This window comes from Pseudomonas sp. TE12234 (assembly GCF_054061835.1).
On record NZ_JBSSEP010000001.1, the window covers coordinates 211847 to 226866 of the forward strand.

Sequence of the window (15020 nt, forward strand, 5' to 3'; positions counted from 1 at the left end):
GCGACCAAATTGAAACATTTGGTCACGCGTCGACCTGGTCTAGCAGGTCGTGGGTACCACCGGCTCAAGGGAACCTCCAAGTGATAAAAAAGATCCTGATCGCCAACCGTGGTGAGATTGCCGTACGAATCGTGCGTGCTTGCGCCGAAATGGGCATTCGCTCGGTCGCGATCTATTCCGACGCCGACCGCCATGCCTTGCATGTGAAGCGTGCCGACGAAGCCCACAGCATTGGTGCCGAGCCGCTGGCCGGTTACCTGAACCCGCGCAAGCTGGTTAACCTGGCTGTGGAAACCGGTTGCGATGCGCTGCACCCCGGCTACGGATTCCTTTCGGAAAACGCTGAACTGGCAGACATCTGCGCCGAGCGCGGGATCAAATTCATTGGTCCATCGGCTGAAGTCATTCGCCGCATGGGCGACAAGACCGAAGCCCGCCGCAGCATGATCAAGGCTGGCGTGCCAGTGACTCCTGGTACCGAAGGCAACGTGTCGGGCATCGAAGAGGCCCTGACCGAAGGCGATCGCATCGGTTACCCGGTGATGCTCAAGGCCACGTCCGGTGGTGGCGGTCGCGGCATTCGTCGTTGCAACAGCCGCGAAGAACTCGAACAAGCCTTCCCGCGCGTCATTTCCGAAGCCACCAAAGCTTTCGGTTCTGCGGAAGTGTTTCTGGAAAAGTGCATCGTCAACCCGAAGCACATCGAAGCGCAGATCCTCGGCGACAGCTTTGGCAACGTGGTTCACCTGTTCGAGCGTGATTGCTCGATCCAGCGTCGTAACCAAAAGCTGATCGAGATCGCCCCGAGCCCGCAACTGACCCCCGAACAACGCGCCTACATCGGCGACTTGTCGGTGCGCGCAGCCAAGGCCGTGGGTTACGAGAACGCCGGTACCGTGGAGTTCCTGCTCGCCGAGGGCGAGGTGTACTTCATGGAAATGAACACCCGGGTGCAGGTGGAACACACCATCACCGAAGAAATCACTGGTATCGACATTGTTCGCGAGCAGATCCGCATCGCCTCCGGACTGCCGCTTTCGGTAAAGCAGGAAGATATCCAGCACCGTGGTTTCGCCCTGCAGTTCCGGATCAACGCTGAAGACCCGAAGAACAACTTCCTGCCGAGCTTCGGCAAGATCACTCGCTACTACGCTCCCGGCGGCCCGGGCGTGCGGACCGACACGGCGATCTACACCGGTTACACCATTCCGCCGTTCTACGATTCCATGTGCCTGAAACTGGTGGTGTGGGCGTTGACCTGGGAAGAAGCGATGGACCGTGGCTTGCGTGCCCTCGACGACATGCGTCTGCAAGGGGTCAAGACCACCGCCGCGTACTACCAGGAAATCCTGCGTAACCCGGAATTCCGTAGCGGCCAGTTCAACACCAGCTTCGTTGAAAGCCATCCTGAACTGACCAACTACTCGATCAAGCGCAAACCCGAAGAGCTGGCCCTGGCCATCGCCGCCGCCATCGCCGCCCACGCAGGCCTGTGAGGAATAGAACAATGAGCAAGAAAATACACGTTACCGACACGATCCTGCGCGACGCTCACCAATCGCTGCTCGCCACCCGCATGCGCACCGAAGACATGCTGCCGATCTGCGACAAGCTCGACAAAGTCGGCTACTGGTCGCTGGAATGCTGGGGTGGCGCGACTTTCGACGCCTGCGTGCGCTTCCTGAAAGAAGACCCGTGGGAGCGTCTGCGTCAACTGCGCGCCGCGTTGCCTAACACCCGTCTGCAAATGCTTCTGCGCGGCCAGAACCTGTTGGGCTACCGCCACTACAGTGACGACGTGGTCAAGGCGTTCGTGGCCAAGGCGGCGGTCAATGGCATCGACGTGTTCCGCATCTTCGACGCCATGAACGACGTGCGTAACCTGCGCGTGGCCATCGAAGCGGTGAAAGCTGCCGGCAAACACGCCCAGGGCACCATCGCCTACACCACCAGCCCGGTGCACACCATCGACGCGTTCGTGGCGCAAGCCAAGCAGATGGAAGCCATGGGTTGCGATTCGGTGGCGATCAAGGACATGGCTGGCCTGCTGACGCCGTACGCCACCGGCGAATTGGTCAAGGCATTGAAATCCGAGCAGTCGCTGCCAGTGTTCATCCACTCGCACGACACCGCGGGCCTGGCCGCGATGTGCCAACTCAAGGCAATCGAAAACGGCGCCGACCACATCGACACCGCGATCTCCAGCTTCGCCTCTGGCACCAGCCACCCGGGCACAGAGTCGATGGTTGCCGCCCTGAAAGGCACCGAGTTCGACACCGGCCTGAATCTGGAACTGCTGCAAGAGATTGGTCTGTACTTCTACGCCGTGCGCAAGAAATACCACCAGTTCGAAAGCGAATTCACCGCCGTCGACACCCGCGTTCAAGTCAACCAGGTTCCGGGCGGGATGATTTCCAACCTGGCCAACCAGTTGAAAGAGCAGGGCGCCCTGAACCGTATGGCCGAAGTGCTGGCCGAAATCCCTCGCGTTCGTGAAGACCTCGGCTTCCCGCCGCTGGTGACCCCGACTTCGCAGATCGTCGGCACCCAGGCGTTCTTCAACGTGCTCGCCGGTGAGCGTTACAAGACCATCACCAACGAAGTGAAGCTCTACCTGCAAGGTGGCTACGGCAAGGCGCCGGGCACCGTGAACGAGCAACTGCGTCGTCAGGCCATCGGCAGCGAAGAGGTGATCGACGTTCGTCCGGCCGATTTGCTCAAGCCGGAAATGGCCAAGCTGCGTGCCGACATCGGTGCCCTGGCCAAGTCTGAAGAGGACGTGCTGACCTTCGCCATGTTCCCGGACATTGGCCGCAAGTTCCTCGAAGAACGCGCCGCGGGCACCCTGACGCCGGAAGTGCTGTTGCCGATCCCGGAAGCCGGCCGCGTGGCCTCGGCGGGTGGCGAAGGCGTGCCGACCGAGTTCGTCATCGACGTACACGGCGAAACCTACCGCGTCGACATCACCGGCGTTGGCGTGAAGGCCGAAGGCAAGCGTCACTTCTACCTGTCTATCGACGGCATGCCGGAAGAAGTGGTGTTCGAACCGCTGAACGAATTCGTCAGCGGTGGCAGCAGCAAGCGCAAGCAAGCCACTGCGCCAGGCCATGTCAGCACCACCATGCCGGGCAACATCGTCGACGTATTGGTCAAGGAAGGCGACACCGTCAAGGCCGGCCAGGCTGTGCTGATCACCGAAGCGATGAAAATGGAAACCGAAGTGCAGGCCGCCATCGCCGGCAAGGTCACTGCCATCCATGTGGCCAAGGGTGACCGGGTGAATCCGGGCGAGATCCTGATCGAGATCGAAGGCTGATTTAACAGCCTCGATAAAACGCTTTAAACCTCGGGGGGGCATGTGCTCCCCTTTTTTTTCCGCGTAAAACGCTTGCCCAATGTGAGAGCGAGCTTGCCCGCGATAGCGTGGTGTCAGTCAACGCGTGTGTTGAAGGTTACTCCGCCATCGCGAGCAAGCTCGCTTGTATTGGTTCGAAGTCCCGTTGGGCTCTTATTCCCGACATTGCGCCAATGTCTTTAACTGCCCCGATTCCGTCTGGTTCTCATCGCTCAACCAGCGCTCAAATCCCGCTCCAATCTCCGGCCATTCCGAATCGAGGATCGAGTACCACGCTGTGTCACGGTTCTGTCCCTTGACCACCATGTGCTGGCGAAACACGCCTTCAAAACTGAACCCCAGGCGCTCGGCTGCGTATTTGGAGCGGGCGTTGGCGTTATTGCATTTCCATTCCAGACGTCGGTAACCCAGGGCGAACGATTCCTTGGCCAACAGGTAAACCGCCTCGGTACTCTTTGGCGAGCGTTGCATCGGCGCGCCGAAGGTCACATGGCCGATTTCGATGCGACCCTGGGCCGGCACGATCGACATCAGGCTGAGAATGCCTTGAACCTCGCCAGTGGCTTTATCGATCACGCTGAAGAAGTACGGGTCGCTATTGGCCGCGTGGTTGTTCAACCAGTCGTTGAACGCGCCGCGCTCGGGGAAGGGGCCGTAAGGCAAGTAGTCCCAGAGCTTGAGATCAGCACCCGGGCCTTGCAGGGCTTCGAACAGGTCGTCGCCGTGGCGCGCAGGGTCGAGTTTTTCCAGGCGGATGAAACGCCCTTCGATGAGTTGGACCGAGGGTGCCGGGACGCCTTTCCAGTCCGCGAGTGAAGTCGACATGCTGTTCTCCTTGAACCTTAAATGGCTTTGCGAAACTGGATGAAACCGGGGCGTTCGGCGATGCGCTCATAGAGCTGGATTGCGGTGGCGTTGGTTTCGTGGGTCAACCAATGCACCTTGCAGCAACCGTCGGCCTTGGCTGTGGTGTAGACGAATTCGATCAACTGGCGACCCACGCCCGTGCCACGGGTTTCTGGCACTACCAGCAAATCTTGCAGGTAGCAGGAGTTTTCAATGCTCCAGTTCGAACGATGGTAGATGAAGTGAACCATACCCACGGCTTTGCCATCGGCCCACGCGAGGGCTGCATGGGTCGGTTCGCCTGGATCAAGCAGGCGCTGCCAGGTGCTGTCGCTGACCGCCTCGGGCAATTCGGTGTTGTAGAAGTTCAGGTAGGCCTGCCACAACGGCAACCACGCGGCGTGATCACCGGCGGTGACTTGGCGAATCTCGATTTGACTCATGGTGATTTCCTTAGCGCATCAATTGGGCGAGGGCCTGGTCGTTGACTTCCGGGCTGGCGGCCAGGCCCTCACGTACGCCAGCGATGTCGGCGGCGCTGCGGTTCTGGCTGAGTTTGCGCTTGCCCTCCAGGCGGTCGATGGGAATGGCGAAACCGACGATGGCCTTGAGCATGCCGTCGATGTAATCGGCGGGGGCATCGGCCACTGACCACGGTTGAGTACGGCCAGCTTCATGACGGTCGGTGAGGGTGCTGACGATGTCCAGCAGCCGCCCGCCATCGCTGAAGGTTTCGGCTCGGCCATAGGCGTGTACGGCGACGTAGTTCCAGGTTGGCACGACTTTGCCGTGTTCGGCCTTGCTCGGGTAGAAGCCGGGGCTGACGTAGGCGTCGGCACCGGCAAAAATCAGCAGGGCTTCGGCACCGTCGCGCAGGTCTTTCCACTGTGGGTTGGCTTTGGCCAGATGCCCGTACAGCGTGCCGTTCGAGCCTTGTTCGCAATGCAACAGCACCGGCACATGACTGGCTTGCAGGCCGCTCTCGCCCTGGGTAACCAAGATGGCGAGACGGGTGGCGAGGATCAGTTCATGCAGTTGGGACAACTCGTCGATGGCAAAAGCGCGTGGCGTGTACATGGAGATATTTTCCTTGGCGAATGCCTGCATCCTAGGCAGGCTATTGGTCTGTTGTAAGAGCCATTAACGACCAATTTCATAGGTCCATTGCCATGACGGACGCGCCGCTTTCCTTGTCGTTCAACCCCGCCGGTATCGAACTCGACCGTCGCCAGGGGCTGAGCCGCCAGCTCTATCAGGCACTGCGCCTTCGCGTCCTCGACGGACGATTGGCCAGCGGTACGCGACTGCCGGCCAGTCGTGATCTGGCCGCGGCGTTGGCGATTTCACGTAACAGCGTGGTGCGTGCCTACGATCAGCTCTATGCCGAAGGATTTATCGAAGGGCGGGTTGGCGACGGGACCTATGTGGCGCAATTGCCGCAAAGTGCATTACCGGTAAAAAAACTATCCACAAAAGTATCCACAGGGTTTTCAACAGGCTTACCCACAGCCTTATCCACAAGTCGGGTGGATTTACCTGTGGTTTCATCCAGCAAAGTTACCCACAGTGGCGCGTTGGGGCGTGTTGAAAAGAACCATTTAGCGATGCCGCCCAGTGGTCCGCCACGGGCTTTTCGGGTCGGCGTTCCGGCGTTCGATCTGTTTCCTTTCGAGGTCTGGGCCAAGCTGAATGCGGCTTTCTGGCGTAAACCCGATTTGCAGCAGCTGTGTTACGGCGACCCGGCAGGTGATGCCCGATTACGCGGGTTGATTGCAGCCTACTTGCGCAGTTCGCGAGGCATGCAGTGCACCGCTGAGCAAATAGTGATCACCAGTGGTGCGCAGCAGGGGATCAGCCTTTGTGCACAGTTGCTGGTGGAGCCGGGCGACGGGGTGGCGATTGAGAATCCTGGATATCGCGCGGCGGGTCATGCATTCGCCGTCGCCGGTGCGCGGTTGCACGGGGTCGCCGTGGATAGCGAGGGCATCGACTGCGGCGAGCTGGCCGGGCTCAGTGATTGCCGGCTGACCTACGTCACGCCCTCGCATCAGTACCCGACAGGGGTAGTCATGAGTCTGGCGCGTCGTCTGGAGTTGCTGGCCTGGGCCGAGCGCACGCAAGGCTGGATCGTCGAGGATGATTACGATGGTGAGTACCGCTACAGCGGCGCCCCGCTGGCACCCCTGGCGGCATTGGATAGGCAAGGCCGGGTGCTTTACGTCGGCACGTTCGGCAAGGTGGCGTTTCCCGCCTTGCGCCTGGGTTACCTGGTGTTGCCTGCGGGTCTGGTGCAAGCCTTTGCCCAGCGTCGTGCGGTGGATGTGCGTCATTCGGAAGTCAGTACCCAGGCGGTGATGGCCGAGTTCATGGCGGCGGGACACTTCCAGCGACATATCCGCCGCATGCGTCGCGCGGCGCTGAGTCGGCGCAATACGTTGCTGGGTGGTTGGCCGCTGGACATGCCCGGTGTCGGCCCGTTACCCACGGTCGCCGCCGGGCTGCACATGACCGTACCGGTCGATAGCGTGGCGCGAGAGCAGGCGCTGATCGAATTGGCACGGGGTGTCGATGTCGAGATCAATGGCTTGAGCAGTTATTGGCTGCCGGACTCCAGCACCCCGATCGATCAACGCGCCGGGCTGGTGCTGGGCTTTGCCGCAGTGCCCGAGCAAGCGATCGGGGTGGCGCTGGAACGGTTGCGCTCGGTATGGCGCACTCGCTGAGCTGGCTGTTCAGTCATCGCCAATCTCCTTCTTGACGTTCAAGGCTTTTGAAAAGAACAGTGAACTGGCCAGTTGCGGGCTGATTTCGCTTCTATAGACCGCAATCACCTGGCTGCTGGAGGCCGAACTCAGGTCGAATGCCCCGGCCATCAGTCGTTGATCACGCCGTTTCAGGTGGGCGGCGGTAAACGCTTCGGTGGGCGTGTTGGGGGCGGCATAGTGGAAGTGGGCGTACCACAGGGGTTGCCCGGTGCCTCGCTCGCGAATCTCGTATTCCTGCAGGTAATCCTTGCGCGGGCCTTTGAGTCGACGCCGTTCACCATTAGGCACGATATCGATTTCATTCTTGCTCGATAGCCATTCGACGCGCGCGGCCGTGGGCGGCTGTTGCTTGATCATGTCGACCCGAATCCGGTAGCCCTCGGCGTAGAGTCGGTCGCGTGCTGCGCGCAATTGTGTAGCCAGCGTTGTCGACGAGGCCGTTGTATTCGAACCGGTCGGGATTTGTTCCAGTGCCTTGGCGCTTTTATCGAGTTGCTCGGCTTTCTGTTGGAACAACTCCTCGATTTCCACCGGAATACGGCCAGGTTTTTTTGCGCTCGCTTCAGTTTGCCGGATGAAGCTTTCCACGCTGTCGAGCAGCGTCTGGCCTTGAGCGACTTGCGTCTCCAGGTCTGGTACTTGCGCCGACGGGCGTTGACGTCTGGGCTTTACTCGCTCGACCCAGACGCCCGGTGTTTTTTCGTGAAAGGTGGCGATCACCTTGCCGGTCATGGGCGCTTTGACGTCGAGCAGTATCGGTTGGCCTGATGTCGAGGGACGTACTTCGCCCACCACAGTGCCCTTGAAGCGAGTCTTGATCACCCGTTTGCGCGATGCAGGTTCGGGCCTTGAGGGGCCGGGCCGTGGCTCCAGTGGCCGTTGCTCTCGCAGCAACTGCGCCAGAAAGGCTTCGGTGTCCCGCTGGAAATCGCTGATCCGTGTGCGCAGGTGCCTGAACGGTTGATCAAGTACGGCGTCCTTGTGGCTGAGGGCGAAATCTTCGAATGACTGATCAATGGCGGAAAATTGTTCGAGCATCCCGTTGAGGCCTTCGATGCGTTCCGCTGCAAGCCAGGCGCCTCCTTCCAGCATCAACTCCTGCGATGTCTGGATAACCAGGTTGGCGGTGTCGAGCAGGCGTGCGAATTCGCTGTAGGCCTGCTTCAGCGCAACAGTGTTTCCCTCCTTCAGGCAGGCGTCGCGGGCCAGCGAGACCTGAAGCGCCTTGAGATCGTTAAGGCTGAAAGCCGGTAATTTTGCCCGGTAGGTGTTGGCTACTTCGGCGGCACTTCTGCCGAGTCGGCTCAGCGCCTGGAACTGCGATTGTGCAAACTCGATTTTTCCGATCATGCCCTCAGTCAGGTCGACCATTTTCCGGTAGGTGGCGCGGTCGCCGGCACCCCCAGACGTTTCTTCAGCGTCCAGCAGCGCCAGGGTTTCCCTCAGGGTTTGAGCGAAAGTTGCATTGCGTTGGTCGAGCCAGGTCTGGTTGAAGAACAATTGGGTGCCGAGCATCTCGATCATGACGGCCCGGTAGTTGGGCACCGTTTCCAGCAGGTTCAGCGATTTCAACTGTTCGATGGGGACTGCGTATTCCTGGGTGCGTCGTTCGAGCTTCTCCAGAAATTGTGTTTGTGCGGTCAGCAGAGCCTCGTCGCCGACCGAATTTTTCATGGCGTTGTGGGCGTCCGTCAGCTCTGTACGTGCCCGCTCGCGTTCGTTGTCAAACTCGACCAATTGCTTTTTGAGCTCGGCGATGCGCTCGCGGTTTTGCTGTTTCATTGCCTTGCGCCGGCTCGACAGACCACCGCCCCGCAGGCGCAGGCGTGTGTCGACAAACCACTCGCCGCGTTTATTGCTGATCAGTGCCGGGCCGCTGCGTGTGGGCTGCTGACGAGAGTCGATGATCGACACTTCGCCGGTGTCCTCGACGGCGACTTCAAACCAGCGCTCGCCTACCGGTGCGTAACAGGCGTTTCCCTTTCGATAGAGATGGCGATACAGGTCGTTGCCACCGTCGGGCGCTGTCAGCGGTTCGGGTGGCGTGATGTTGTAGCGATCCAGTGTTTTGGTCAGGTCCAGGACAACATCGGTCGCCACTGACGGGCGATGTAGCACAGGAAGATGCTCGCTGGCGATGTCGGGCAATTGCACGACGCTCACCGTTTGCAGGGCCGGTTTTTCCGGGGGCTCGCCCGCTGTTGCAATCGGCTTTTCCTGGATCCTGCGCACGGGCGGATTACGGGTACTGGCGTGATGGACAAGCACCATGGACAGGGTCAGCAACAGATCGGTCATGGCTGAGTTGCGCTGCTGTTGATCGCCATTGTCGGCAGCGTCGAGCGTTTGCTGCACGTCATCCAGCACTTGCCAGATCCACGCGGTCGTCCCGATGGTTTGGCCGAGAAAGGGCAGTGTGGCATTAAGCAGCGCCCAGGCGACGCGCTTGAAAGTCGCCCAGCGATATTGCGCATTGGACAGCGATTGCCGTTGCGCCAATTCAACCAGCGCATTGACGTTGGATTTATACAAGGTGGCCAGGTAGTCGCCGCTGAGGACGCGCTGGCCAAGGGCGATGGGGCCGCTCATTTGCAGGGAGGTCAGCGGGTCGGCCAGCAGTTGCGAAATGCTCCAGACCGAAGGCCGGTCGCCGGTGAACGCATAGTTGGCGTAGTTGGCGCGGGTGTCATCCGGTAGCCAGGCGAGTACGGATTGGCGCAATGTCGGCGAGTGTTTGATGGTGTAGACCAGGTTGGCCGGTGTCGGGTACTGGCTCAGCGAGTGCTCAAGCATGGGCCGGTAAAGCAGGCATGGCCCCTTATCCATCTGCCGGGGCCCGATCACGAACATGTTGGTCACTTCATCGCTGGCCCCCCCGATGCGCCAGCCAGGCGTGAAGGCCAGTGGGCGAATCACGATCTCCTGGCCATCCACCCAGCGATTGGCGTCGAGCACTTGGACCACTGCGGCGACATAGCGATAACCCGTCTCATCGATGCCGTTCTGTTTGCGAATCTTCAACTGCAAGGCCAGCAACGGCAATTCGACGCGCAAATGGCTGGTGAACAGGTTCTGCCGTCGCAGGCTTTCAACGGGATCGCCGAGCAGCTCGCTTTTGATCAGCGCCGGATAGTTCTGGCCGATGTCGACGCGAGCGATCAGTTCCTCCAGGTAACTCACCGTCATCCATTTCGGCAGCGCGGCGGCGCTGGTGCTGCGCATGGATTTGTTGCCCTGTGGCAGGGCAATCAGGTTTTGCAGTGCCAGGTCGACCAGGCTCAGGGTCGTGCGCTCGGGCTCTACCATTGGCACAAAGCTGCCCCAGACCACCACGCTGTCGACCGTGATCTCGATGTCCGCCAGGTTCAGTCCTGTCGCATCGGCATGATCTTTGAGCATGCCCTCGCGCAGTTGATCCAGCGCAAACTCGCGGATCGGTTTGATCCCGTCCTGAAAGGACTTCCCGGCGTTCTGATTGCGCACCGTCACCAGATCCATGAGATGACGACTGTAAGCGGTGAGGTCGCTGGAAGACGCATCGGCCATCCAGTCTGGCAGCGATTGCTCGACCCGATTGAATCGCGAGGAAGACTGCTTGTCCGTCGGGTCGAGCTCGCTGGTAGCGCGGGTGATGTGGGGCGCAACGTCCGGGTGGCTCGCTGCAGGTTCGTTGGCCAACGCACCGATTGCGTCGGCTTGCAGGGCTATCAGATTGCACGCCAGGCGGTCGAAGTAATTGCCCTGGGGTTCGATCAGGCGCCAATGCAGAACGTTGCCCTGAACTTGCCCATTGGCGTCCGTCAACAACGACGCGCCCAGTTCCTGCAGGGAGTCGAACGCCTGGAAACCGCGGGTGATGGTGTGAGTAATGACCAGGGTTCGAGTGCCCAGTGTTCCGACCAGTACCGCCATGTCGAGGATGTTGACGTGGGTCGAGTCAGCACCGCTCATGGCGTCCAGGTCGATCAGGCAGGCGCGTGACTGATAGGGGTCATGGGAATGGCGAACGCTTTTGTCCGGGTAGGTGAACAGTTTGCCGGCCATGGCGTGTTGATCGGTGTCCCAGTCCGGGTTTGCCTCGACGCTCCACAGATCGCGCAAGGATCTGGACAGTTCCTGCCAGCGGGGAGTCGATGCGCGAGTGAACTGATTCCAGTAATCGACCTGCTGTTCCTGAAACGCGACAAACAGCAGCGGTGCCAGCTCATTGAGCAGACGTCCGATGGCTTCGATGCTGACCGGCAGTTGTGCCGGTGTCTGTTTCAGGGGGTGCAGCGTCAGGTAGTGCTCGCCGTCGAGGTAGACCACAGGCGTTCCCGCTACGCCATGGCGCACCAGTGCGTCTGTCAGCGATTCGAAGTGCCGTGGTCCGGGTTCGACGCGCTGTTCGTGGAGAGTCCAGGTGGGCGTGACCACCATGGCTAGCCGAGGGTCGATTTGCAGGTTCGGGTACAGCGTTTTCAAGGCAGGTTGTAGCGCACGGGTGGCGACTTCCCTGATCGAGGGGCCGGTGACCAATTGAGTGAGCAGGGCAACCTGGTCGGTGGAAAGGCCGGGTAAAACGGAAGGGCTGGTAGTGTCGGGCATGGTCACATCCTTTGTGGAGGGGCGCGCAGGTATGGCAAAACGTTCGGCGCGCGATCCGTTGCAAGGTAGTGACGGGCAGGCAGGTGAGGGCGGTAAATAAATATCACGGGCAAAAAAAGACCTGCGCGCACGCAGGTCTGGGTCAGCGGCTTAAGCGATACGTGTCAGGTGCCTGACTTGATTTTGGTCCAGGCCCGGGTCCGCGCACGTTCGGCATCACGCGGCAGTGGTTGCAGGGTGTAGAGCGTGCCCATCGCCGTTTCGGTCGGGTACAGGTTCGGGTTGTTGCGGATCGCCGGGTCGACCATCTCCGTGGCGTCCTTGTTCGGGTTCGGGTAACCGACGAAGTCGCTGACCGGTGCAATGACCTGGGGTTGCAGCAGGTAGTTGATGAAGGTGTAGGCGTCTTCCGGGTTCTTCGCGCCCTTTGGAATGGCGAGCATGTCGAACCAGATCGGCGCGCCTTCTTTGGGCAGGCGCATGTCGACGACGACTCCGTTTTTGGCTTCCTTGGCGCGGTTGGCGGCCTGGGAGAAGCTGCCGGAATAACCGACGGCGACGCAGATGTCACCGTTGGCGATATCGGCCATGTACTTGGACGAGTGGAAATAGGTGATGTACGGGCGGATCTTCATCAGCAGCGCTTCAGCCTTGTCGTAGTCCGCAGGCTTCTTGCTGTTGGGGTCCAGGCCAAGGTGTTGCAGGGCCAGCGGCAGGATCTCCGACGGCGAGTCGAGCAGGGCGACGCCGCACTGCTTGAGCTTGCTGATGTTCTCTTCCTTGAAGATCAGGTCCCAGCTGTCGACCGGCGCGTCATCGCCCAGTACTGCCTTGACCTTGGCCGGGTTGAAGCCGATCAGGATGGTGCCGTACATGTAGGGCACCGCGAACTTGTTGCCCGGGTCATTGGCTTCGATCAGCTTCATCAGCTTGGGATCGAGATGGTTCCAGTTCGGCAGTTTGCTGCGGTCAAGCGGCTGGAAAACTCCGGCCTCGATCTGCTTGGCGAGAAACACGTTGGACGGGACCACCACGTCGTAACCGGAGTTGCCGGTCAGCAGCTTGGCTTCGAGGGCTTCGTTGGTATCGAAGATGTCATAGACCAGTTTGGTCTGGGTGTTCTGCGCCTTGAAATCTTCCAAGGCTTTGGGGGTGATGTAATCGAACCAGTTGTAGACGCGCAACGTTCGTTCTTCGGCGTGCACGGCACCGCTGAGCACCATGGCACTCAGGGCTGGCACGATAAAACGTTTGAGCCTTTTCATTGTTTTAGTTCCTCACTGAGCGCTTTCAAAACCTTCAAGGACGTTCACCGCGTTGATGCCGATTTCCTCGACCGCGTAACCACCCTCCATCACGAACAGCGTCGGTTTGCCGAGGCCGGCGATGCGCTTGCCCATGGCCAGGTAATCCGGGCTGTCGAGTTTGAATTGCGAGATCGGATCGTCCTTGAAGGTGTCGACCCCCAGTGACACAACGATGATGTCCGCGCCGTAGCTTTCGATCTCTTTGCAGGCCTGTTCCAGGGCGGCGCTCCAGGTGTCCCAGCCGCTGCCGGCGGGCAACGGGTAGTTGAAGTTGAAACCCTCACCCGCGCCTTCGCCGTGTTCATCTTCATAGCCGAGGAAGAACGGGAATTCGGCTTCCGGATGGCCATGGATCGAGGTGAACAGCACGTCGCTGCGTTCGTAGAAAATCGATTGGGTACCGTTGCCGTGGTGGTAGTCCACGTCGAGGATGGCGACTTTTTTGTGGCCCTGATCGAGGAAGGCCTGGGCGGCGATGGCGGCGTTGTTGAGGTAGCAGTAACCGCCCATCAAGTCGCCTGCGGCGTGGTGTCCTGGTGGACGGCACAAGGCAAAGGCACTGCGTGCGCCAGCCTGGATTTCCGCCTGGGCGGTCAATGCCACTTGCGCTGCGCTGTACGCGGCTTGCCAGGTACCGGCAGTGATCGGTGCACCGCCGTCGAAGCTGTAATAACCGAGCTGGCCGTGCAGGCTGGCCGGTTTGATTTGGCGCAGGGTACGGGCCGGCCAGGTGTAGGGCAGCAGGTCACCGTCGGTGTTGAACTCGGTCCAGCGCGCCCAGGCGCCCTTGAAGAAATCGAGGTAGTCGCGGCTGTGCACGCGCTCGATGGGGCCGAGGCCGAAATCCTTGGGTGCTTCCACCGGGCCCAGGTTCTGGTTTTGCACGCGGGCCAGGACGTGGTCGGCTCGCGAAGGCATTTCGAAGCAAGGCTTGAGTTGCCCGTCTATTAATTCACAACGGCCGTGGTGCAGATGGTGATCGTTCGAGTAGATCGTCAGCATTTCTTGTTCTCCGCAGGCTGATTCGGGTTGAACACAGTCTTGCGGGGCGCACGATTTTGGAGAATGGCAGGAAAGGCCAAAAGGGGATCTATATGGCCAAAAGATCTGACCGAAATTCGCCCCTTTTTAATGCGCCAAGCCCTGGCATGGCGCGTGGTGAATTTAGACAATAAAAACCGTCTGAGAACAATAAAAGCAGTCTCAGAGGATTAGAGCCTCCTAGAGCCCCCCATCTTCGCTACAGATGTTTATATTTAATCTAAAGTACTGAATTAGAATTTTGTGCTGCATCGGAACGCGTTCATTGCCCTAGCTTGCAGGGGACGTTCATTGAACGCTTTGCCAATGCAGCTAGCCTCCTGTATTGACCGCCAATAAGCGTCTGTTGTTCGAAATGCGAAAAAAGCAATTTTCGTTATTGACCCGAGGCTAGTAATTGGATTCAGTTGACTAATGCTGAAATCAATTTTGTTTTTATGAGTGAATTCGCCGAGATAGTTGTTCACGTCAATGCAGACGTTTTTCCAGTGGATATCACCGCCCAACACATATCCAAGCTCTCTAAGCTGGTTATAAATCGCATGTCGCACATGCGAAAAATTTGCATTGCGCACTTTGCAGTTTAGGAGTTCGCGTACAAATTTTGCATATTTTATGTTAGCGGCTTGGAATTCATTTTCATTTTTACTCAGATTAAACACTTTGGCGCATTCGTTGAAGCTAGAGTTTAAGTGTTTTTTTATAGGAATATTACAGGATGGACAAAATTCATCTAATGATAGGCCGTGTAGGTCGCAAGCTTTTATGCTAGATATCAAGTGATGTCGGCGTATGTAACCAACGCCAATATTTTCCAAGTCCGTCGTGATACATTGTCTACATATGCGCCATGAATCACTCGGTGTGATTACTGTTAGCGGGCTCGTGCTAAGCCCAAGCGACTTAGCTAAAGGAAGTAGCGTTGCGGTCTCTGCCAGTATTTCAAGCGCGGGATGACTTTCGCGAATAAAACATATTAAAGTCTTGCGGTAATTTAATGGCGGTTTGATTTTATAATCTTTACGAGAAAGTTTTCCTAAATTGAGTAATTCCTTTTTTCGCCGGATTACTGAGCCGATGTATTCGTCAGGAAATTTTGAAGGTAGTAAATGCAATTTT

Annotated in this window: 10 protein-coding genes; 3 read left to right on the plus strand and 7 right to left on the minus strand. The window is 58.9% G+C overall.

Annotation, left to right across the window (positions count from 1 at the left end; translation table 11 throughout):
* Positions 1-80: 80 nt before the first annotated feature.
* A complete protein-coding gene (locus ACVWYU_RS01025; protein WP_007896523.1) occupies positions 81-1496 on the plus strand; it encodes an acetyl-CoA carboxylase biotin carboxylase subunit in 1416 nt (471 codons plus the stop codon).
* Between the two features lie 11 nt (positions 1497-1507).
* On the plus strand, positions 1508-3316 hold the full coding sequence (gene oadA / locus ACVWYU_RS01030) for a sodium-extruding oxaloacetate decarboxylase subunit alpha (protein ID WP_390957808.1): 1809 nt from the start codon (positions 1508-1510) through the stop codon (positions 3314-3316).
* A gap of 192 nt (positions 3317-3508) precedes the next feature.
* Here the strand turns inward: oadA and ACVWYU_RS01035 are convergent, their stop codons facing one another.
* The 3 genes from ACVWYU_RS01035 to ACVWYU_RS01045 are packed head-to-tail and all read right to left on the minus strand — an operon-like array spanning position 3509 to position 5278.
* Entirely contained in the window at positions 3509-4180 is a 672-nt protein-coding gene (locus ACVWYU_RS01035; protein WP_457371712.1) for a GNAT family N-acetyltransferase, read from the minus strand.
* 17 nt (positions 4181-4197) lie between these two features.
* Positions 4198-4644: a GNAT family N-acetyltransferase gene (locus ACVWYU_RS01040; protein ID WP_090326765.1), complete on the minus strand. Its 447-nt coding sequence runs from the start codon at positions 4642-4644 to the stop codon at positions 4198-4200.
* Between the two features lie 10 nt (positions 4645-4654).
* Positions 4655-5278, minus strand: a complete 624-nt coding sequence (locus ACVWYU_RS01045; RefSeq protein ID WP_090326763.1) for an FMN-binding negative transcriptional regulator — start codon at positions 5276-5278, stop codon at positions 4655-4657.
* Positions 5279-5370: 92 nt separating this feature from the next.
* Here ACVWYU_RS01045 and pdxR point away from each other — a divergent pair, with 92 nt between their 5' ends.
* Positions 5371-6924: a MocR-like pyridoxine biosynthesis transcription factor PdxR gene (pdxR, locus tag ACVWYU_RS01050; RefSeq protein ID WP_457371713.1), complete on the plus strand. Its 1554-nt coding sequence runs from the start codon at positions 5371-5373 to the stop codon at positions 6922-6924.
* 9 nt (positions 6925-6933) lie between these two features.
* Here pdxR and ACVWYU_RS01055 read toward each other — a convergent pair whose 3' ends face one another.
* The 4 genes from ACVWYU_RS01055 to ACVWYU_RS01070 form a co-directional block, all read right to left on the minus strand.
* Positions 6934-11553, minus strand: a complete 4620-nt coding sequence (locus ACVWYU_RS01055; RefSeq protein WP_457371714.1) for a hypothetical protein — start codon at positions 11551-11553, stop codon at positions 6934-6936.
* 164 nt (positions 11554-11717) lie between these two features.
* Positions 11718-12818 (minus strand): polyamine ABC transporter substrate-binding protein, encoded by a 1101-nt coding sequence (locus ACVWYU_RS01060; RefSeq protein ID WP_090326756.1) that lies wholly within the window; start codon positions 12816-12818, stop codon positions 11718-11720.
* 12 nt (positions 12819-12830) lie between these two features.
* The gene (locus ACVWYU_RS01065; protein ID WP_247255257.1) at positions 12831-13862 is read right to left on the minus strand and encodes a histone deacetylase family protein; all 1032 of its coding nucleotides are present in this window, start codon (positions 13860-13862) and stop codon (positions 12831-12833) included.
* Positions 13863-14134: 272 nt separating this feature from the next.
* Entirely contained in the window at positions 14135-15016 is an 882-nt protein-coding gene (locus ACVWYU_RS01070; protein ID WP_457371715.1) for a hypothetical protein, read from the minus strand.
* Between the last annotated feature and the right edge of the window lie 4 nt (positions 15017-15020).